This window comes from Cloacibacterium sp. (assembly GCF_047601505.1).
Lineage (GTDB): Bacteria > Bacteroidota > Bacteroidia > Flavobacteriales > Weeksellaceae > Cloacibacterium.
On record NZ_JASGJD010000001.1, the window covers coordinates 2037231 to 2050662 of the forward strand.

Genomic DNA, 13432 nt, shown 5'->3' on the forward strand with positions numbered 1-13432 from the left:
TTTATTTTCATTAATTTTATTGAGGAAAACTATTATGGAGCGGCGGTTTGATAGAAATTTTTTGTTTTAGAATGTCTTGGAAATTTAGTTTTAAGTTTAGCAACGCAAGAATATATAACCGCAACGCTAAAATATAACTCCACAACATAAAAATATAAAACCGCAATGCAAGAATATAACTCCACAGCGTAAGAATATAAAACTACAATGCGAGAATATAACTTTGTAATGTAAGAATATAAAACTGCAACGCTAAAATATAACTCCGCAACGCAAGAATATAAAACCTTGTAGGTAGAATGTTATTTCAACTTATATCCAATCACTGTTTTATATAGAGTAGGTATTATTAATAATTTTTTATTGACAATATATTCAATGTCTGCTGAAATAATTTTTTCTTTTCCTAAATCAAGAATTAATTTTTTGTTTCCATTCGAGTCTATGTGAAATATCTGTCCCTGCCAAGCTCCTGACACAAAAAAACCGTTGTTGCCATCACTAACAATACCATCTAAATTATCAATTCCGCTAAAAATTATGTTATATTTTTTGGTAGATTTATTTATAGTATAAGCGGTTTTGTTATTCATATTGAGCAATAAGAGATTATCTTTTGAACAATATAATCCATTTGGAGCTGAAAGGAAATTCTCATCTAGCCATACTTCAATTTTCCCATCGGATATTTTATAAATTTTATTTCCAAAGCAATCTGAAATGTATATATCGCCGTTTGAATCGGATGCGATATCGTTAAAAAACTTTGCGTCTTCAACTATAAATATATTCTCAATTTTAGAAGTTGTTGTATTAATCTGAATAATTCTATTAATGTCTGCTATGTATAATTTATTCTTGTATAGACCCATACCTTGTGGGTTATCTAATCCTTCAATCCATTTTAAGGTTTCTATTTTGCCATTTGTTTTGATTTTGGAAATAAATCCATTTCCATCCTTTGCAAGATATTCACCGTTAATATTGGAGATGTAAACTATATTTTTTGAAGGGTCATAAAGTGCTGATTCAGGTTTAAGAAATAGTGAATCTGAAACCCATGCTTTGGAAAGGTTCTGACTAAAACAAATTGTAGAACTTATTGTAAGTAAAGCTAATTGTATTATTTTTTTCATTTAAATTGTGAAAAATGTTTCTTGCAAAATTGCATGTAGCAGAGTAGATTTAACTATGTTATTCAAATATACAAAAGATTCAAACACCTACAAAAAAGAGAATCTCTCTGTAGAAAAGGTGTTTTAAAAAAGGTTTTAAAGAAACAAGTGATGAAGAAAAATGTATAGTTTTTATAAAATTTAAAACTAATTCCTAAAAACTAAAACCTAATTCCTAATTTTGCAAAATGAATTCACTTATTAATAAATACAATATTCCTGGTCCTAGATATACATCTTATCCTACTGTTCCGTATTGGGAAAACGAAAGTTTTACTTCGGAAAAATGGCAAAATACAGTGGTAAGAGCTTTCAATGAAAGCAATGCAGACGAAGGAATTTCTATCTATATTCACCTTCCTTTTTGTGAAAATCTTTGTACTTTTTGTGCATGTCATAAACGTATTACCAAACAACATTCTGTAGAAACTCCTTATTTAGAAAGTGTTCTTAAAGAATGGAATTTGTACTTGGAATTATTTAAACAACAAAAAGTCTTCGACTACGCTCAGACTGACAATTCTGAATTAAGCAATGTCACACTGAGCGAAGTCGAAGTGCCCAAACTAAAGGAATTACATCTTGGTGGAGGAACTCCCACTTTTTTCTCTGCTGAGAATTTGAGAATTTTGTTGGAAGGAATTTTTGCAACGGTAGAAATTGCAGAAAACCCAGAATTTTCTTTCGAAGGACATCCTAATAATACCACTAAAGAACATTTGCAGACTTTGTACGATTTGGGGTTTAGAAGATGCAGTTTTGGCGTGCAAGATTATGATTTGAAAGTTCAAAAAGCCATCAATAGAATTCAACCTTTCGAAAATGTAAAAAATGTTACCGATTGGGCTAGAGAAATTGGTTATAGAAGTGTTTCTCACGATTTGGTTTTCGGTTTACCGCATCAATCTTGGGAAGCGATGGAATTTACAATTAGAAAAACCATGGAATTGAAACCTGATAGATTGGCGTTTTATTCTTACGCGCACGTGCCTTGGATAAAAGGAGTTGGACAAAGAGGTTTTGACGAAAATGATTTGCCAAGTGGCGAAGAAAAACGAAAACTCTACGAAAATGGTAAAAAATTGCTAGAAGATTTAGGTTATATAGAAGTTGGGATGGATCATTTTTCTTTAGAAAGTGACGATTTGTATCAATCTTTAATTCATAAAAAATTACACCGAAATTTCATGGGTTACACTTCTAGTAATACCCAATTGATGGTAGGTTTGGGCATGTCTGCAATCTCAGATTCTTGGTATGGCTTTGCTCAAAACGAAAAAACGGTAGAAGAATATCAAAAAAGAGTAGAAGAGGGCAAAATTCCGGTTTTCCGTGGACATATTTTGAATGAAGAAGATTTAATTATCAGAAGGCATATTCTTAATATTATGTGTCAGTTAGAAACTACTTTTACAGATAAAAATACTTTTGCAGAATTGCCGGAAGCATTAGAAAAACTAAAGGAAATGCAAGAAGATGGCTTGGTAGAATTGTCTGAAAATTATGTAAAAATCACCGAAAAAGGAAGAGTTTTTACCAGAAATGTGGCAATGGCATTTGACCTTAGAATGATGAGGAAAATGCCAGAAACAAGATTGTTTTCAATGACGGTTTAATTTTTAGTGGGAGAGTTTTAGAGTGTTAGATTGGGAGGTAAATTTTATATTATGAAATCATTTTTAATAAATTTTGTTTCTCTAGTTTTGTTAGTTTCTTGTAATAAAATAGAAACTAATAATACATTGAATAATTCTGATATTGCTTTAATTCAGAGTTTAAAACTTTTAGATAAAAATAAAAGATTATTAAGTTCTATTCAGAATATAGAAAAGAAAATGCAGGGAATTTTTTCACTAATAAGAGAGTTGCAAAATATTGGATTGACAAAAGAGATGAAACTAAAAGTGTAACTAATAATGCCTATTATAAAGATATAAAATTCATTTATACAGTTTATAATGCAGGTGTTACTTATTGTCCTTATTTAACGATAAACAAAACAGATGGAACTTCTTTTAAAGTAAGTGTAGAAGGTAGTAAAACTGAAGTGAAATCTTTTTTCGAAGACTTACTTTTAGAATGGCATAAAAACAAGAAATAATATTTAATTTATTTTATTTGATTATCATATATTTAAATCTTTGATTCTTCAAAGATTTTTTATTTTGCTATTTATCAAAAAATCATATCGGCAAAATTCTTATTTCAACTGAAAATCATTATATTTGCCGACTATAATTTAAAATGTTGTAAACTATTAACAATGCAAGGAAAAGGACTTATTACGATTGTAGCAATTGTTCTTGGGCTTATTTGTATCAATGAATTACTGCCAACTTGGTACACAAGTAAGATTGAAAACGAAGCTAAAGCGGTTGCTGGAGATGATGATGCTAAATATCTAAAAGAAATAGCACGTCTTTCTAAAGATACCTTAAACTTAGGTTTTACTAAACTAAATTACCCTGAAGCTAAGCAAAAAGAAATGAAGCTTGGTTTGGACTTAAAAGGGGGGATTAACGTTTTACTAGAAATTAATCAAAGAGATTTGGTGAATGATTTAACCAATTATTCTACCAATCCTATTGTGATTGAAGCGCTAGATAAAACAGATTTAGTTCAGAGACACTCTTCAAAACCTTATATAGAAGATTTCTTTACAGAATTTGAAAAACTAAACCAAGAAAAAGGAGCTAATTTAAGATTGGCAAGCCCAGAGGTTTTTGGAACTCAAAAATTGAGTGCAGAAATTAAATTCAATACTCCTGATGATAAAGTAAAATCTATTATTAGAAATAAAATTGATGCTTCTGTAGGTACTGCTTTTGAAGTAATAAGAACCAGAATTGATAAAATGGGAGCGGTACAACCAAACGTACAACGTGTTCCTGGTACTGGTAGAATTGCGGTAGAAATGCCGGGGATTAAAGATAAAGATAAAGTGAAAAAAATGCTTTCTACTTCTGCTAAATTGCAGTTCTGGGAAGTACAACAAATTCAGGAAATTTATCCTTATTTAGAACAATTGTCTAAAATTGTTCCTCTTAAAGCAGATTCTATTGGTGTTCCTAAAAATACCAACTTGGTAAATCTTTTACAATTAGACAAAAGAACTTCTTCTGCAATCGGAAATATTAAACTTTCTGATACAGCTACTATTAATAAAATTTTCAACAGTTCTATTGCTGTGAAATTAAGACCTGCTAATCTTAAATTTACTAAATTTATGTGGGGGTATAAGCCACAAGCCGAATCTCCAGACAATTTAGAGTTTTATGCAATTAGAGGTAATATTAATGGTAAAGCTCCTGTAGATGGTGCCGTAGATAAAGCAAACATCAACTATGATAACCTTGGTAGAATTGTAGTAGATATGCAAATGGATACCGAAGGTGCAAGATCTTGGGCTACTCTTACAGAAAAAAATGTAGGAAAACCTGTTGCCGTTACACTAGATAATATTGTTTATACTGCGCCTAACGTAAATCAAAAAATTACTGGAGGTAGATCTCAGATTTCTGGTAATTTTACTCAAGAGGAAGCTAAAGATTTAACAGACGTTCTTGGTGCTGGTAAATTGCCAGCTTCTGCTAAAGTAGTTCAGTCTGATGTAGTAGGGCCTTCTCTAGGGCAAGAATCTATTAATGCAGGTTTAATGTCTTTCGGTATAGCATTTTTAATTATTGTAGTTTACATTATTTTCTATTACGGTGGAGCAGGTGTTTATGCAATTATTGCGATGATATTCAACTTATTCTACCTTTTTGGTATAATGGATTCCATCAATGCTACGCTTACATTGCCGGGTATAGCAGGTATTGTACTTACAATGGCAATTGCGGTAGATACCAACGTAATTATCTACGAAAGAACCAAAGAAGAATTATTTGCTGGTAAATCTATAAAACAAGCATATACAGATGGTTTCAAACATGCTTTGAATGCAATTATAGATGGTCACCTTACTTCATTACTTACAGCATTAGTATTGTTTATTTTTGGTACTGGACCTATTAAAGGTTTTGCTGTAACTACAGGTATTGGTCTTATTATGACTTTCTTTACTTCAGTATTATTGTCTAGAGTAATGATATTCCATAGATTAAACAAAGGCAAATCTCTTTCTGTTTGGACTCCAGTTACTAAAAATTGGTTCAGAAATTTATGGATTGACTTTATTGGTAAAAGAAGATATGCTTATATATTCTCAGCAGTACTTACTACAGCTTGTATTATTTCTATGGTTAAGTTAGGATTTAAGACAGGGGTAGATTTCAAAGGAGGTAGAAGTTACGTTGTAAGATTCGATAAAAACATTGAATCTACAAAAGCTCATGAATCTTTAGTGAAATTATTTGTAATAAACGGAGAACAACAAGCGGTAGATGTTAAGACTTTTGGTAACGAAGACCAATTGAAAATTACTACAGACTACAAAATTAATGACGAATCTATTGCTGCTGACCAAGATATAGAACAAAAATTATATCAAGGTTTAGTTCAATATTTACCAGCTGGTACTTCTTTAGATGATTTTAAAGATGCTCACAAAGGTGAAGTAGGAATCGTTTCTTCTACTAAAGTAGGCCCAACGGTAGCTGATGATATTCAAAAGGGTGGTACTTTGGCAGTATTAGCATCACTATTAGGAATCTTTATTTATATCTTATTCAGATTTGATAAATGGCAATTCTCTTTAGGTGCTGTAGCTGCATTGGCTCACGATGCTATTATCATCCTAGGCTTCTTCTCTTTCTTTAAAAATATATTGCCATTCAATATGGAGGTAAATCAAGATTTTATTGCGGCTATTCTTACTGTGGTTGGTTATTCTATTAATGACACGGTAATTGTATTCGACAGAATTAGAGAATACCTTAAAGAGAAAAAATCTCTTACATTGGCAGGATTGTTTGATGATTCTATTTCTAGTACATTAGGTAGAACATTCAATACATCTTTCACTATTATCTTAGTAATTTTGGCAATCTTCTTCTTCGGAGGTGATAATCTTAAAGGATTTATGTTTGCCTTATTCTTAGGTATATTCTTCGGAACTTATTCTTCGGTATTCGTAGCATCAGCTATTGCTTATGATTTCTTGAAGACGGGCAAAGAAGAAGCACCGCACGAAAAAACAACAACAGATAAATAAATATTGAAAGCGCTCTTCGGAGCGCTTTTTTATTGCAAAAATTTAACAATTGATATTTCCAAAAATTATCTATCTTCGTTTTTATTATGAAAACATCTCAGAAAAAAGCGGCAATTGGATTTATATTTATCACCATGTTGATAGATATTACTGGTTGGGGAATTATTATTCCTGTAGTTCCAGATTTAATTAAAGAATTAATTCATGCAGACATCGGCGAAGCCGCAAAATATGGCGGTTGGTTAGGTTTTGCTTACGCCTTTACTCAATTTATTTTTTCGCCCGTTGTTGGCAATCTGAGTGATAAATATGGCAGAAGACCTATTATTCTAATTTCTCTGTTTGGCTTTACCATAGATTATATCTTTTTAGCGCTTTCGCCTAATATTTATTGGCTTTTTATCGGTAGAATTATCGCAGGAATTACAGGTGCTAGTATTACCACAGCAAGTGCTTATATTGCAGATATTTCAACCAATGAAGATAGAGCTAAAAATTTCGGATTAATAGGAGCTGCATTTGGTGTAGGTTTTATTATAGGGCCTGTAATTGGAGGTTTGTTGGGGCATTATGGCTCTAGAGTTCCTTTTTATGCAGCAGCAGTTTTGTGTTTAATCAATTTTCTTTATGGTTATTTTATATTGCCCGAAAGTTTAGACCAAGACCACAGAAGACCTTTCGATTGGAAAAGAGCAAATCCTATTGGTTCTTTAAAATTTCTTGGGAAACATCCCGAAATCTCTACCATGGTTATTTCTTTAATTCTGATTTATATTGCAGGTCATGCTGTACAAAGTAACTGGAATTATTTTACCATGTATCTCTTTAATTGGGATGTGAAAATGGTAGGTATTTCTTTAGGTATAATTGGTTTTTTGGTAGGTTTGGTACAAGGATTATTAATCCGATGGATTAATCCTAAAATCGGCAACGAAAGAAGCATTTATTACGGTTTACTTTTGTATGCAATTGGGATGTTACTTTTTGCTTTCGCTACAGAATCTTGGATGATGTTTGTCTTTCTTATTCCGTATTGTTTGGGCGGAATTTGTGGCCCCGCGCTTCAATCTGTAATTACACAAAATATTCCTTCTAACCAACAAGGAGAATTGCAAGGCGCATTAACCAGTTTAATAAGTGCTACCTCAATTGTTGGGCCGCCATTAATGACGAATTTGTTTTATTATTTTACTCATAAGTCAGCACCGTTTCAATTTCCAGGTGCGCCATTCTTTTTAGGATTTATTTTAATGTTAACGAGTGCATTTTTTGTATATTTTGCTTTTCAGAAGAAAAAATAGAATAAATTTGTAGCTTCAAAAAAATATTTGAGGTATGGAACTAAGTTTTGGAGAAATGATGGTGATTGTTTTGGCAATCGTAGTTTTATTCGGTCCTGATAAAATCCCAGAAATTGCACGTGGATTGGGGCAAGGCATCAGAAAAATGAAAGGCGCTATGGAAGACGTAAAGTCCGAAATTATGAAAGATACAGACAATCCAGTCTCTGATATTAAGAAAGAAATAGATAAGGTAAAGAAAGCAGCTCAGGAATACGACCCTACTGAAAAAATAAAACAAGAATTAGACCTTAGAAAACAGCTAGAACTCAATTCTTCTGAACCTAAAAAAGAAACAGAAGAAAAAATAGACCAACTAAGAGATGATTATAACGGGCCTGTTAGCAGATAATGGAAGAATTAATTTTAGAAGATAAAAAAGCAATGATTTTCCTAAATAATTTAGGAAATCCTTCTTTCGACCAATTTTGGATTCTAATCTCAGAAAAATGGTTTTGGATTCCTCTTTACGTTATATTTCTTTATTTTTTATTCAAAAATTTTAATAAAAAATCTTTTTTCTACATAATTCTTTTTGTAGCATTAGGAGTTACCGTTTCAGACCAAATTGCTAATATTTTTAAATTGGGTTTTGAAAGGTTAAGACCTTGTCACGACCCTTCCTTAAAAGGATTAATAAGAGAAGTACAATGCGGTGGACAGTTTGGCTTTTATTCGGCGCATTCTTCCAATGCATTTTTTCTTACTGCTTACCTCACCATCTTATTGAGAAGTAAAATAAAATGGTTGCCTTATTTTCTAATTATTTGGGCTTCTACCGTTGCTTATAGCAGAGTATATCTTGGGATGCATTTTCCGGGAGATATTTTAGCAGGAGCTGTAATGGGAATTTTACTGGGTAGTTTTTTCGGTATTTTGGCACTTAAAGTGGTTAATAAACCCGAAACCAAAGAATAATAAATGATTCATATAAATACAAACAAAAGCCATCAATTTGATGGCTTTTGCTATTAAGAATTCTGATATTCAGCTTTTACCTCGTCTATCTTTTCCTCGGCTTTTTCTTTTAAATCTGCCATTTTTGTTTCTGCATCAGATTTATACTCATTGTATTTAGATTCAGCCTGAGATTTCAATTCTTCAGCTTTATTTTTTAATTCATCACTGAATTTACTGATGTTATCTTTTGCATTGTTGATAAAATCATTTACTTTCTGTTTTTCTTCTGGAGTTGCTTTTTTGTATCTCCAAAAAGCTAATGCACCTAGACCAGCTAGCAAACCTAATATTTTTACTCCTTTTTTCATGACGTTTAATTTTTTGTGTTAATATGAAGTGATTGATATTGACAAAGTTACTGCTTTAGTACTCTATAAAGTTACAAAATTTATTATTATCATTATAGAATTTAAAGAATAAATTTATCTTTGCTCTAAATGACAATCAAAATGCTTAATTATCTAGAAATCAATAGAAAATGTTAATATAAGAAAGTAGAGTATCACCTCATTTCTGAGTTCTATTTCCTTGTCTTAAATTGGCTTTAGTTTTCATAAAATCCCCTTTATAAACATCCTAAAAGTCTAAAAAATAGGTTAACTTATTGTTATGATGGGTTAAAGAATTCAATTTTATTTTTACAATATCAAAAAAATACTTATATTTGGGATATAATCTGAGTTTGATTATAAAAATACAATGAAAAAATGTTCCTCTCGTGAAAGCGAGAGGAATTTTTGTTTTCAAAGAAAAACCACCACTCAAAATGTTGAGTGGTGGTTTGTTTTTATCTTATATTTTTAAGTTGATTAACCTAAAAATGGGTATTTGTAATCTGTAGGAGACACAAAGTTTTCTTTAATACTTCTTGCAGAAACCCAACGAAGAAGATTCATTTTAGAACCCGCTTTGTCATTAGTTCCAGATGCTCTAGCACCACCAAATGGTTGCTGACCAACTACTGCACCTGTTGGTTTATCATTAATGTAGAAATTACCTGCTGCGTTTTCTAATGCTTTGGTAGCCTCGTTAATGGCATAGCGGTCTTGTGCGAAAATTGCTCCTGTTAATGCATACGGAGAAGTTTCATCTACTAATTTTAAAGTTTCTTTCCAATTTTTGTCTTCATATACGAAAAGAGTAAGCATAGGGCCGAAGATTTCTTCTTCCATACTTTCATAATGAGGATTGGTAGTTTCTATAACGGTAGGCTCTACAAACCATCCTTTTTTGTCATCACATCCACCACCGAAAACTATTTTAGCTTCTTTAGATTTTTTAGCTCTTTCAATATAACCTTTGCATTTTTCGAAAGAATTTTTATCAATTACAGCATTTACAAAATTGCTAGGATCTTCTGGGCTTCCCATTTTAATATCTGCTAATTGTTCGCCCATTATTTTTTTCACTTCTTTCCAAAGAGATTTTGGTACATAAGCTCTGGAAGCTGCAGAACATTTTTGACCTTGATATTCGAAAGAACCTCTTACCAAAGCAGTAGCTACTTGCGCTGCATTAGAAGAAGGGTGTGCTAAAACAAAGTCTTTTCCACCTGTTTCTCCTACAATTCTAGGATAAGTTTTGTATTGGTGAATGTTTTCTCCAATTTGCTTCCAAAGGCTTTGGAAAACACTTGTAGAACCTGTAAAATGGATTCCTGAGAAATCTGGATGAGATAATATTTGTTTTGAAGTTTCTGCTCCATCAGCAAAAACCATATTGATAACTCCCGCAGGCAAACCAGCTTCGGTTAATACTTCCATAATTACTTTTGCCGAATAAATTTGCTTGTCAGATGGTTTCCAAACCACTACATTTCCCATCATTGCCATAGAAACAGGTAAGTTAAGAGAAATTGCAGTAAAATTGAATGGAGTAATAGCATAAGTAAAACCTTCTAAAGGTCTGTATTCTGCACGATTCCAAATGCCAGCATCAGAAATAGGTTGTTCTGAGTACAATTCGGTCATAAATTGTACATTAAATCTAAGGAAATCTATTGCTTCACAAGCACTGTCTATTTCTGCTTGAAAAACATTTTTCCCTTGCCCAATCATGGTAGCAGCATTTATTTTGTCTCTATAAGGTCCAGCTAATAAATCAGCAGCTTTCAAGAAAATTGAAGCTCTTTGTTCCCATGGTAAATTTGCCCATTCTGTTCTTGCCTCAAGACAAGAATTAATAGCTTCCGTTACTTGTTTTTTTCCTCCTTTATAGTAGAAACCTAAGTTATGCTGATGGTCTTGTGGCGAATTTATTGTAACTTTTTCGTCAGTTTTTACTTCTTTACCATTAATAATCATAAAAACTTCTACTTTTTCTTTCCACATTTTTTTGTAGGTAGAAATTAGAGATTTTACCTCTTTAGAACCTGGTGCGTAACTTCTTACCGGTTCGTTTTTAGGTGCAGGAACTTGCGAAATTGCGAATGACATATTTATTAGATTTAAATTTTTAAAATTAATTCATTTATAATTCACAAATTTACAATTAATACAAGAGTCCTACAAATTAGACGGGGTATATTGTATTTTTTTAACTGAAAATTATGAAACCTTTATATTTAGATTTGTAAGAATACTATTCAAAATACTTTTTTAATTTGTAAAAAAAGAACATGAAAAAAAATAGAATACTATTAGGATTAGGAATTGCTTTTTTAGCATTTAGCATTATTCAATCTTGTGCAGATATACCAGATGGTGTAAAAGCTGTACAGAATTTTCAAAAAGAAAAATACCTGGGAAAATGGTACGAAATAGGAAGGTTTGATTCTCGTTTTGAAAAAAATATAGACAATGCTACGGCTTTTTATGCTCTAAATTCAGACGGAACAATTAAAGTAGTAAACAAAGGTTTTGATTATAAAATATGAAAAAAATAGGCTGTCTAAATTTTAGGCAGCCTATTTTTTTAAATTAAATCCGTAATCAAATTGACCTGCTCTATTTCTAGTTCATAATATAAAGGCAATCTCAATAAACAATCTGTGAATTTGTCTGAATTATTTAATATTCTACCATCATGTTTATCTTTATAAAATTCGCTTTTATGAAGAGAAAGATAATGGAAAACAGATAAAATGTTATGCTCTTTAAGTTTAGAAATAACAGCGGTTCTATTCTCTATATTATCAAAAGTAAGGTAAAACATATGTCCGTTATTAGTAGCATAATCAGGTATAACTGGTAAGCTAAAATTAGGATTCTTCTTTTTGCTTAAATTATTGTAATAAGTTTCCCAAAGAAGTTTTCTTTTGGCTTGAATTTTTTCTAAATTTTCTAATTGAGCCCATAGAAACGCAGAAATAATCTCACTTGGTAAAAATGAAGAACCAGTATCTACCCAACCATATTTATTTACTTCACCTCTAAAAAAAGAAGCTCTATTGGTTCCCTTTTCCCAAATAATTTCGGCTCTATGAACTAATTTTTTATCATTTATCACTAGCATTCCGCCTTCTCCAGATATAATATTTTTAGTTTCATGAAATGAGAATGTAGCCAAATGTCCTATGCTTCCGAGGTTTTTTTTTTCTCCAATTTTATTGATATAAAAACTGTCAATAGCTTGTGCAGCGTCTTCTATAACAATAAGATTATATTTATTCGCCAAGCTCATCACTTCGTCCATATCACAAGCGATACCGGCGTAATGTACGACTACGATTGCTTTGGTTTTTGGCGTAATTAATTTTTCGATTTTAGAGATATCTAAGTTAGGATTGTCTTTATAAGAGTCGGTAAAAACTATTTTTGCGCCTTGTCTTACAAAGGCTAATGCACTAGAAACAAAAGTGTAGCTTGGTACTATTACTTCATCTTCAACGCTAATATTTGCTAAAATAGCACACATTTCTAAAGCATCTGTACAAGAGGTGGTGAGCAAAGTTTTCTTAAAACCGTAAGTAGTTTCAAAAAAATCTTGACATTTTTTAGTGAAAATACCGTTGCCCGAAATCTTTCCAGAATTTACAGCTTCTTCTATATATTTGGTTTCGTTACCTGTGAGATATGGTTTGTTAAATGGAATCATTGTAGTTTAGTTTAATAGATACAATATTATCTTTTATTTATTTATTTATTTATTTATTTATTTATTTATTTATTTTTTCCAAAAATGTTTGATGATTATTTTTCCAGAAATTTCGTAACCTAATTTTGTGTAAAAATTGCAAGCAGTGATATTTTCTAATTGTGTTGGTATATGAAGTGTTTTTACATTATTTTCGAGACAGAAATTTTCTACCTTTTTTAATAATTTTTTACCAAAACCTTTTCCTTGAGAATTTGACGAAACTGCTATTAAACCAATTTGTGCTTCTTTTTGTTTTATTTTAAAAGTTACAAATCCTAGCATTATATCATTTTCTTTGATGTAATAAATTTTGTCTGCAAAGTTTTTGTTGATACTATTTTTTATCCAAAGTTGATAAAGTTCTTTAAATTTGGTTTCAGAGATATTATGGTCTTGTTTATATCTACTGTATTTTCCGCTTTCATATGCCAAATCATAAAGTAAATTTTCTTCTAAAGGTGCTTCTTCAAAATCAATAATTTCAATATCTATATCAGAAATTTTAGTTATATTTTTGCTAAAAATGATTTTTACTTCCGAGTAAGATAATGAATGGGTTTCAGAAATGATATTTATAAGATACTTGCTATTAATTTGTATTAAAGTATAAATGTCAGAATTTAGAATTTTTGAAAAATTAGAAGATGGTTCTTTGTTAATAAAAATGTATCCTATAGGAAATCCGAAAAAATGAGAATCCCAGTCTAGTTTTCTAATTTCCATAC

The 13432-nt window shown here is 31.1% G+C and carries 12 protein-coding genes; 7 read left to right on the forward strand and 5 right to left on the reverse strand.

Features of this window, described 5'->3' with window-relative positions; all coding sequences use genetic code 11:
* Positions 1-302 precede the first annotated feature (302 nt).
* Positions 303-1136 (reverse strand): SMP-30/gluconolactonase/LRE family protein, encoded by an 834-nt coding sequence (locus tag QM746_RS09365; RefSeq protein ID WP_414983979.1) that lies wholly within the window; start codon positions 1134-1136, stop codon positions 303-305.
* 227 nt (positions 1137-1363) lie between these two features.
* Between QM746_RS09365 and hemN the strand changes: the two genes are divergently transcribed.
* The 6 genes from hemN (at position 1364) to QM746_RS09395 (ending at position 8588) form a co-directional block, all read left to right on the forward strand.
* On the forward strand, positions 1364-2791 hold the full coding sequence (gene hemN, locus QM746_RS09370; RefSeq protein WP_414983980.1) for an oxygen-independent coproporphyrinogen III oxidase: 1428 nt from the start codon (positions 1364-1366) through the stop codon (positions 2789-2791).
* Positions 2792-2842: 51 nt separating this feature from the next.
* Positions 2843-3085 carry a hypothetical protein gene (locus QM746_RS09375; RefSeq protein ID WP_414983981.1) on the forward strand — a complete coding sequence of 81 codons (243 nt, stop codon included), beginning with the start codon at positions 2843-2845 and terminating at the stop codon, positions 3083-3085.
* A 353-nt stretch (positions 3086-3438) separates the two neighbouring features.
* A complete protein-coding gene (gene secD, locus QM746_RS09380) occupies positions 3439-6330 on the forward strand; it encodes a protein translocase subunit SecD (RefSeq protein ID WP_414983982.1) in 2892 nt (963 codons plus the stop codon).
* 86 nt (positions 6331-6416) lie between these two features.
* Positions 6417-7631: a TCR/Tet family MFS transporter gene (locus tag QM746_RS09385; RefSeq protein WP_414983983.1), complete on the forward strand. Its 1215-nt coding sequence runs from the start codon at positions 6417-6419 to the stop codon at positions 7629-7631.
* Between the two features lie 34 nt (positions 7632-7665).
* Positions 7666-8022 carry a twin-arginine translocase TatA/TatE family subunit gene (locus QM746_RS09390; RefSeq protein WP_414983984.1) on the forward strand — a complete coding sequence of 119 codons (357 nt, stop codon included), beginning with the start codon at positions 7666-7668 and terminating at the stop codon, positions 8020-8022.
* On the forward strand, positions 8022-8588 hold the full coding sequence (locus QM746_RS09395) for a phosphatase PAP2 family protein (protein WP_414983985.1): 567 nt from the start codon (positions 8022-8024) through the stop codon (positions 8586-8588). The genes QM746_RS09390 and QM746_RS09395 overlap by 1 nt, the downstream gene beginning before the upstream one ends.
* A 53-nt stretch (positions 8589-8641) precedes the next feature.
* Here the strand turns inward: QM746_RS09395 and QM746_RS09400 are convergent, their stop codons facing one another.
* Positions 8642-8938 (reverse strand): YtxH domain-containing protein, encoded by a 297-nt coding sequence (locus QM746_RS09400; protein ID WP_374360883.1) that lies wholly within the window; start codon positions 8936-8938, stop codon positions 8642-8644.
* A 501-nt stretch (positions 8939-9439) separates the two neighbouring features.
* Entirely contained in the window at positions 9440-11065 is a 1626-nt protein-coding gene (gene pruA / locus QM746_RS09405; protein WP_414983986.1) for an L-glutamate gamma-semialdehyde dehydrogenase, read from the reverse strand.
* Positions 11066-11247: 182 nt separating this feature from the next.
* Here pruA and QM746_RS09410 point away from each other — a divergent pair, with 182 nt between their 5' ends.
* Positions 11248-11505: a lipocalin family protein gene (locus tag QM746_RS09410; protein WP_414983987.1), complete on the forward strand. Its 258-nt coding sequence runs from the start codon at positions 11248-11250 to the stop codon at positions 11503-11505.
* Between the two features lie 38 nt (positions 11506-11543).
* On the opposite strand, the gene rffA is transcribed toward QM746_RS09410, so the two are convergent.
* Complete coding sequence (gene rffA, locus QM746_RS09415) at positions 11544-12665, reverse strand: dTDP-4-amino-4,6-dideoxygalactose transaminase (protein ID WP_414983988.1); 1122 nt, start codon at positions 12663-12665, stop codon at positions 11544-11546.
* Positions 12666-12734: 69 nt separating this feature from the next.
* The gene (locus QM746_RS09420) at positions 12735-13430 is read right to left on the reverse strand and encodes a GNAT family N-acetyltransferase (RefSeq protein WP_414983989.1); all 696 of its coding nucleotides are present in this window, start codon (positions 13428-13430) and stop codon (positions 12735-12737) included.
* Between the last annotated feature and the right edge of the window lie 2 nt (positions 13431-13432).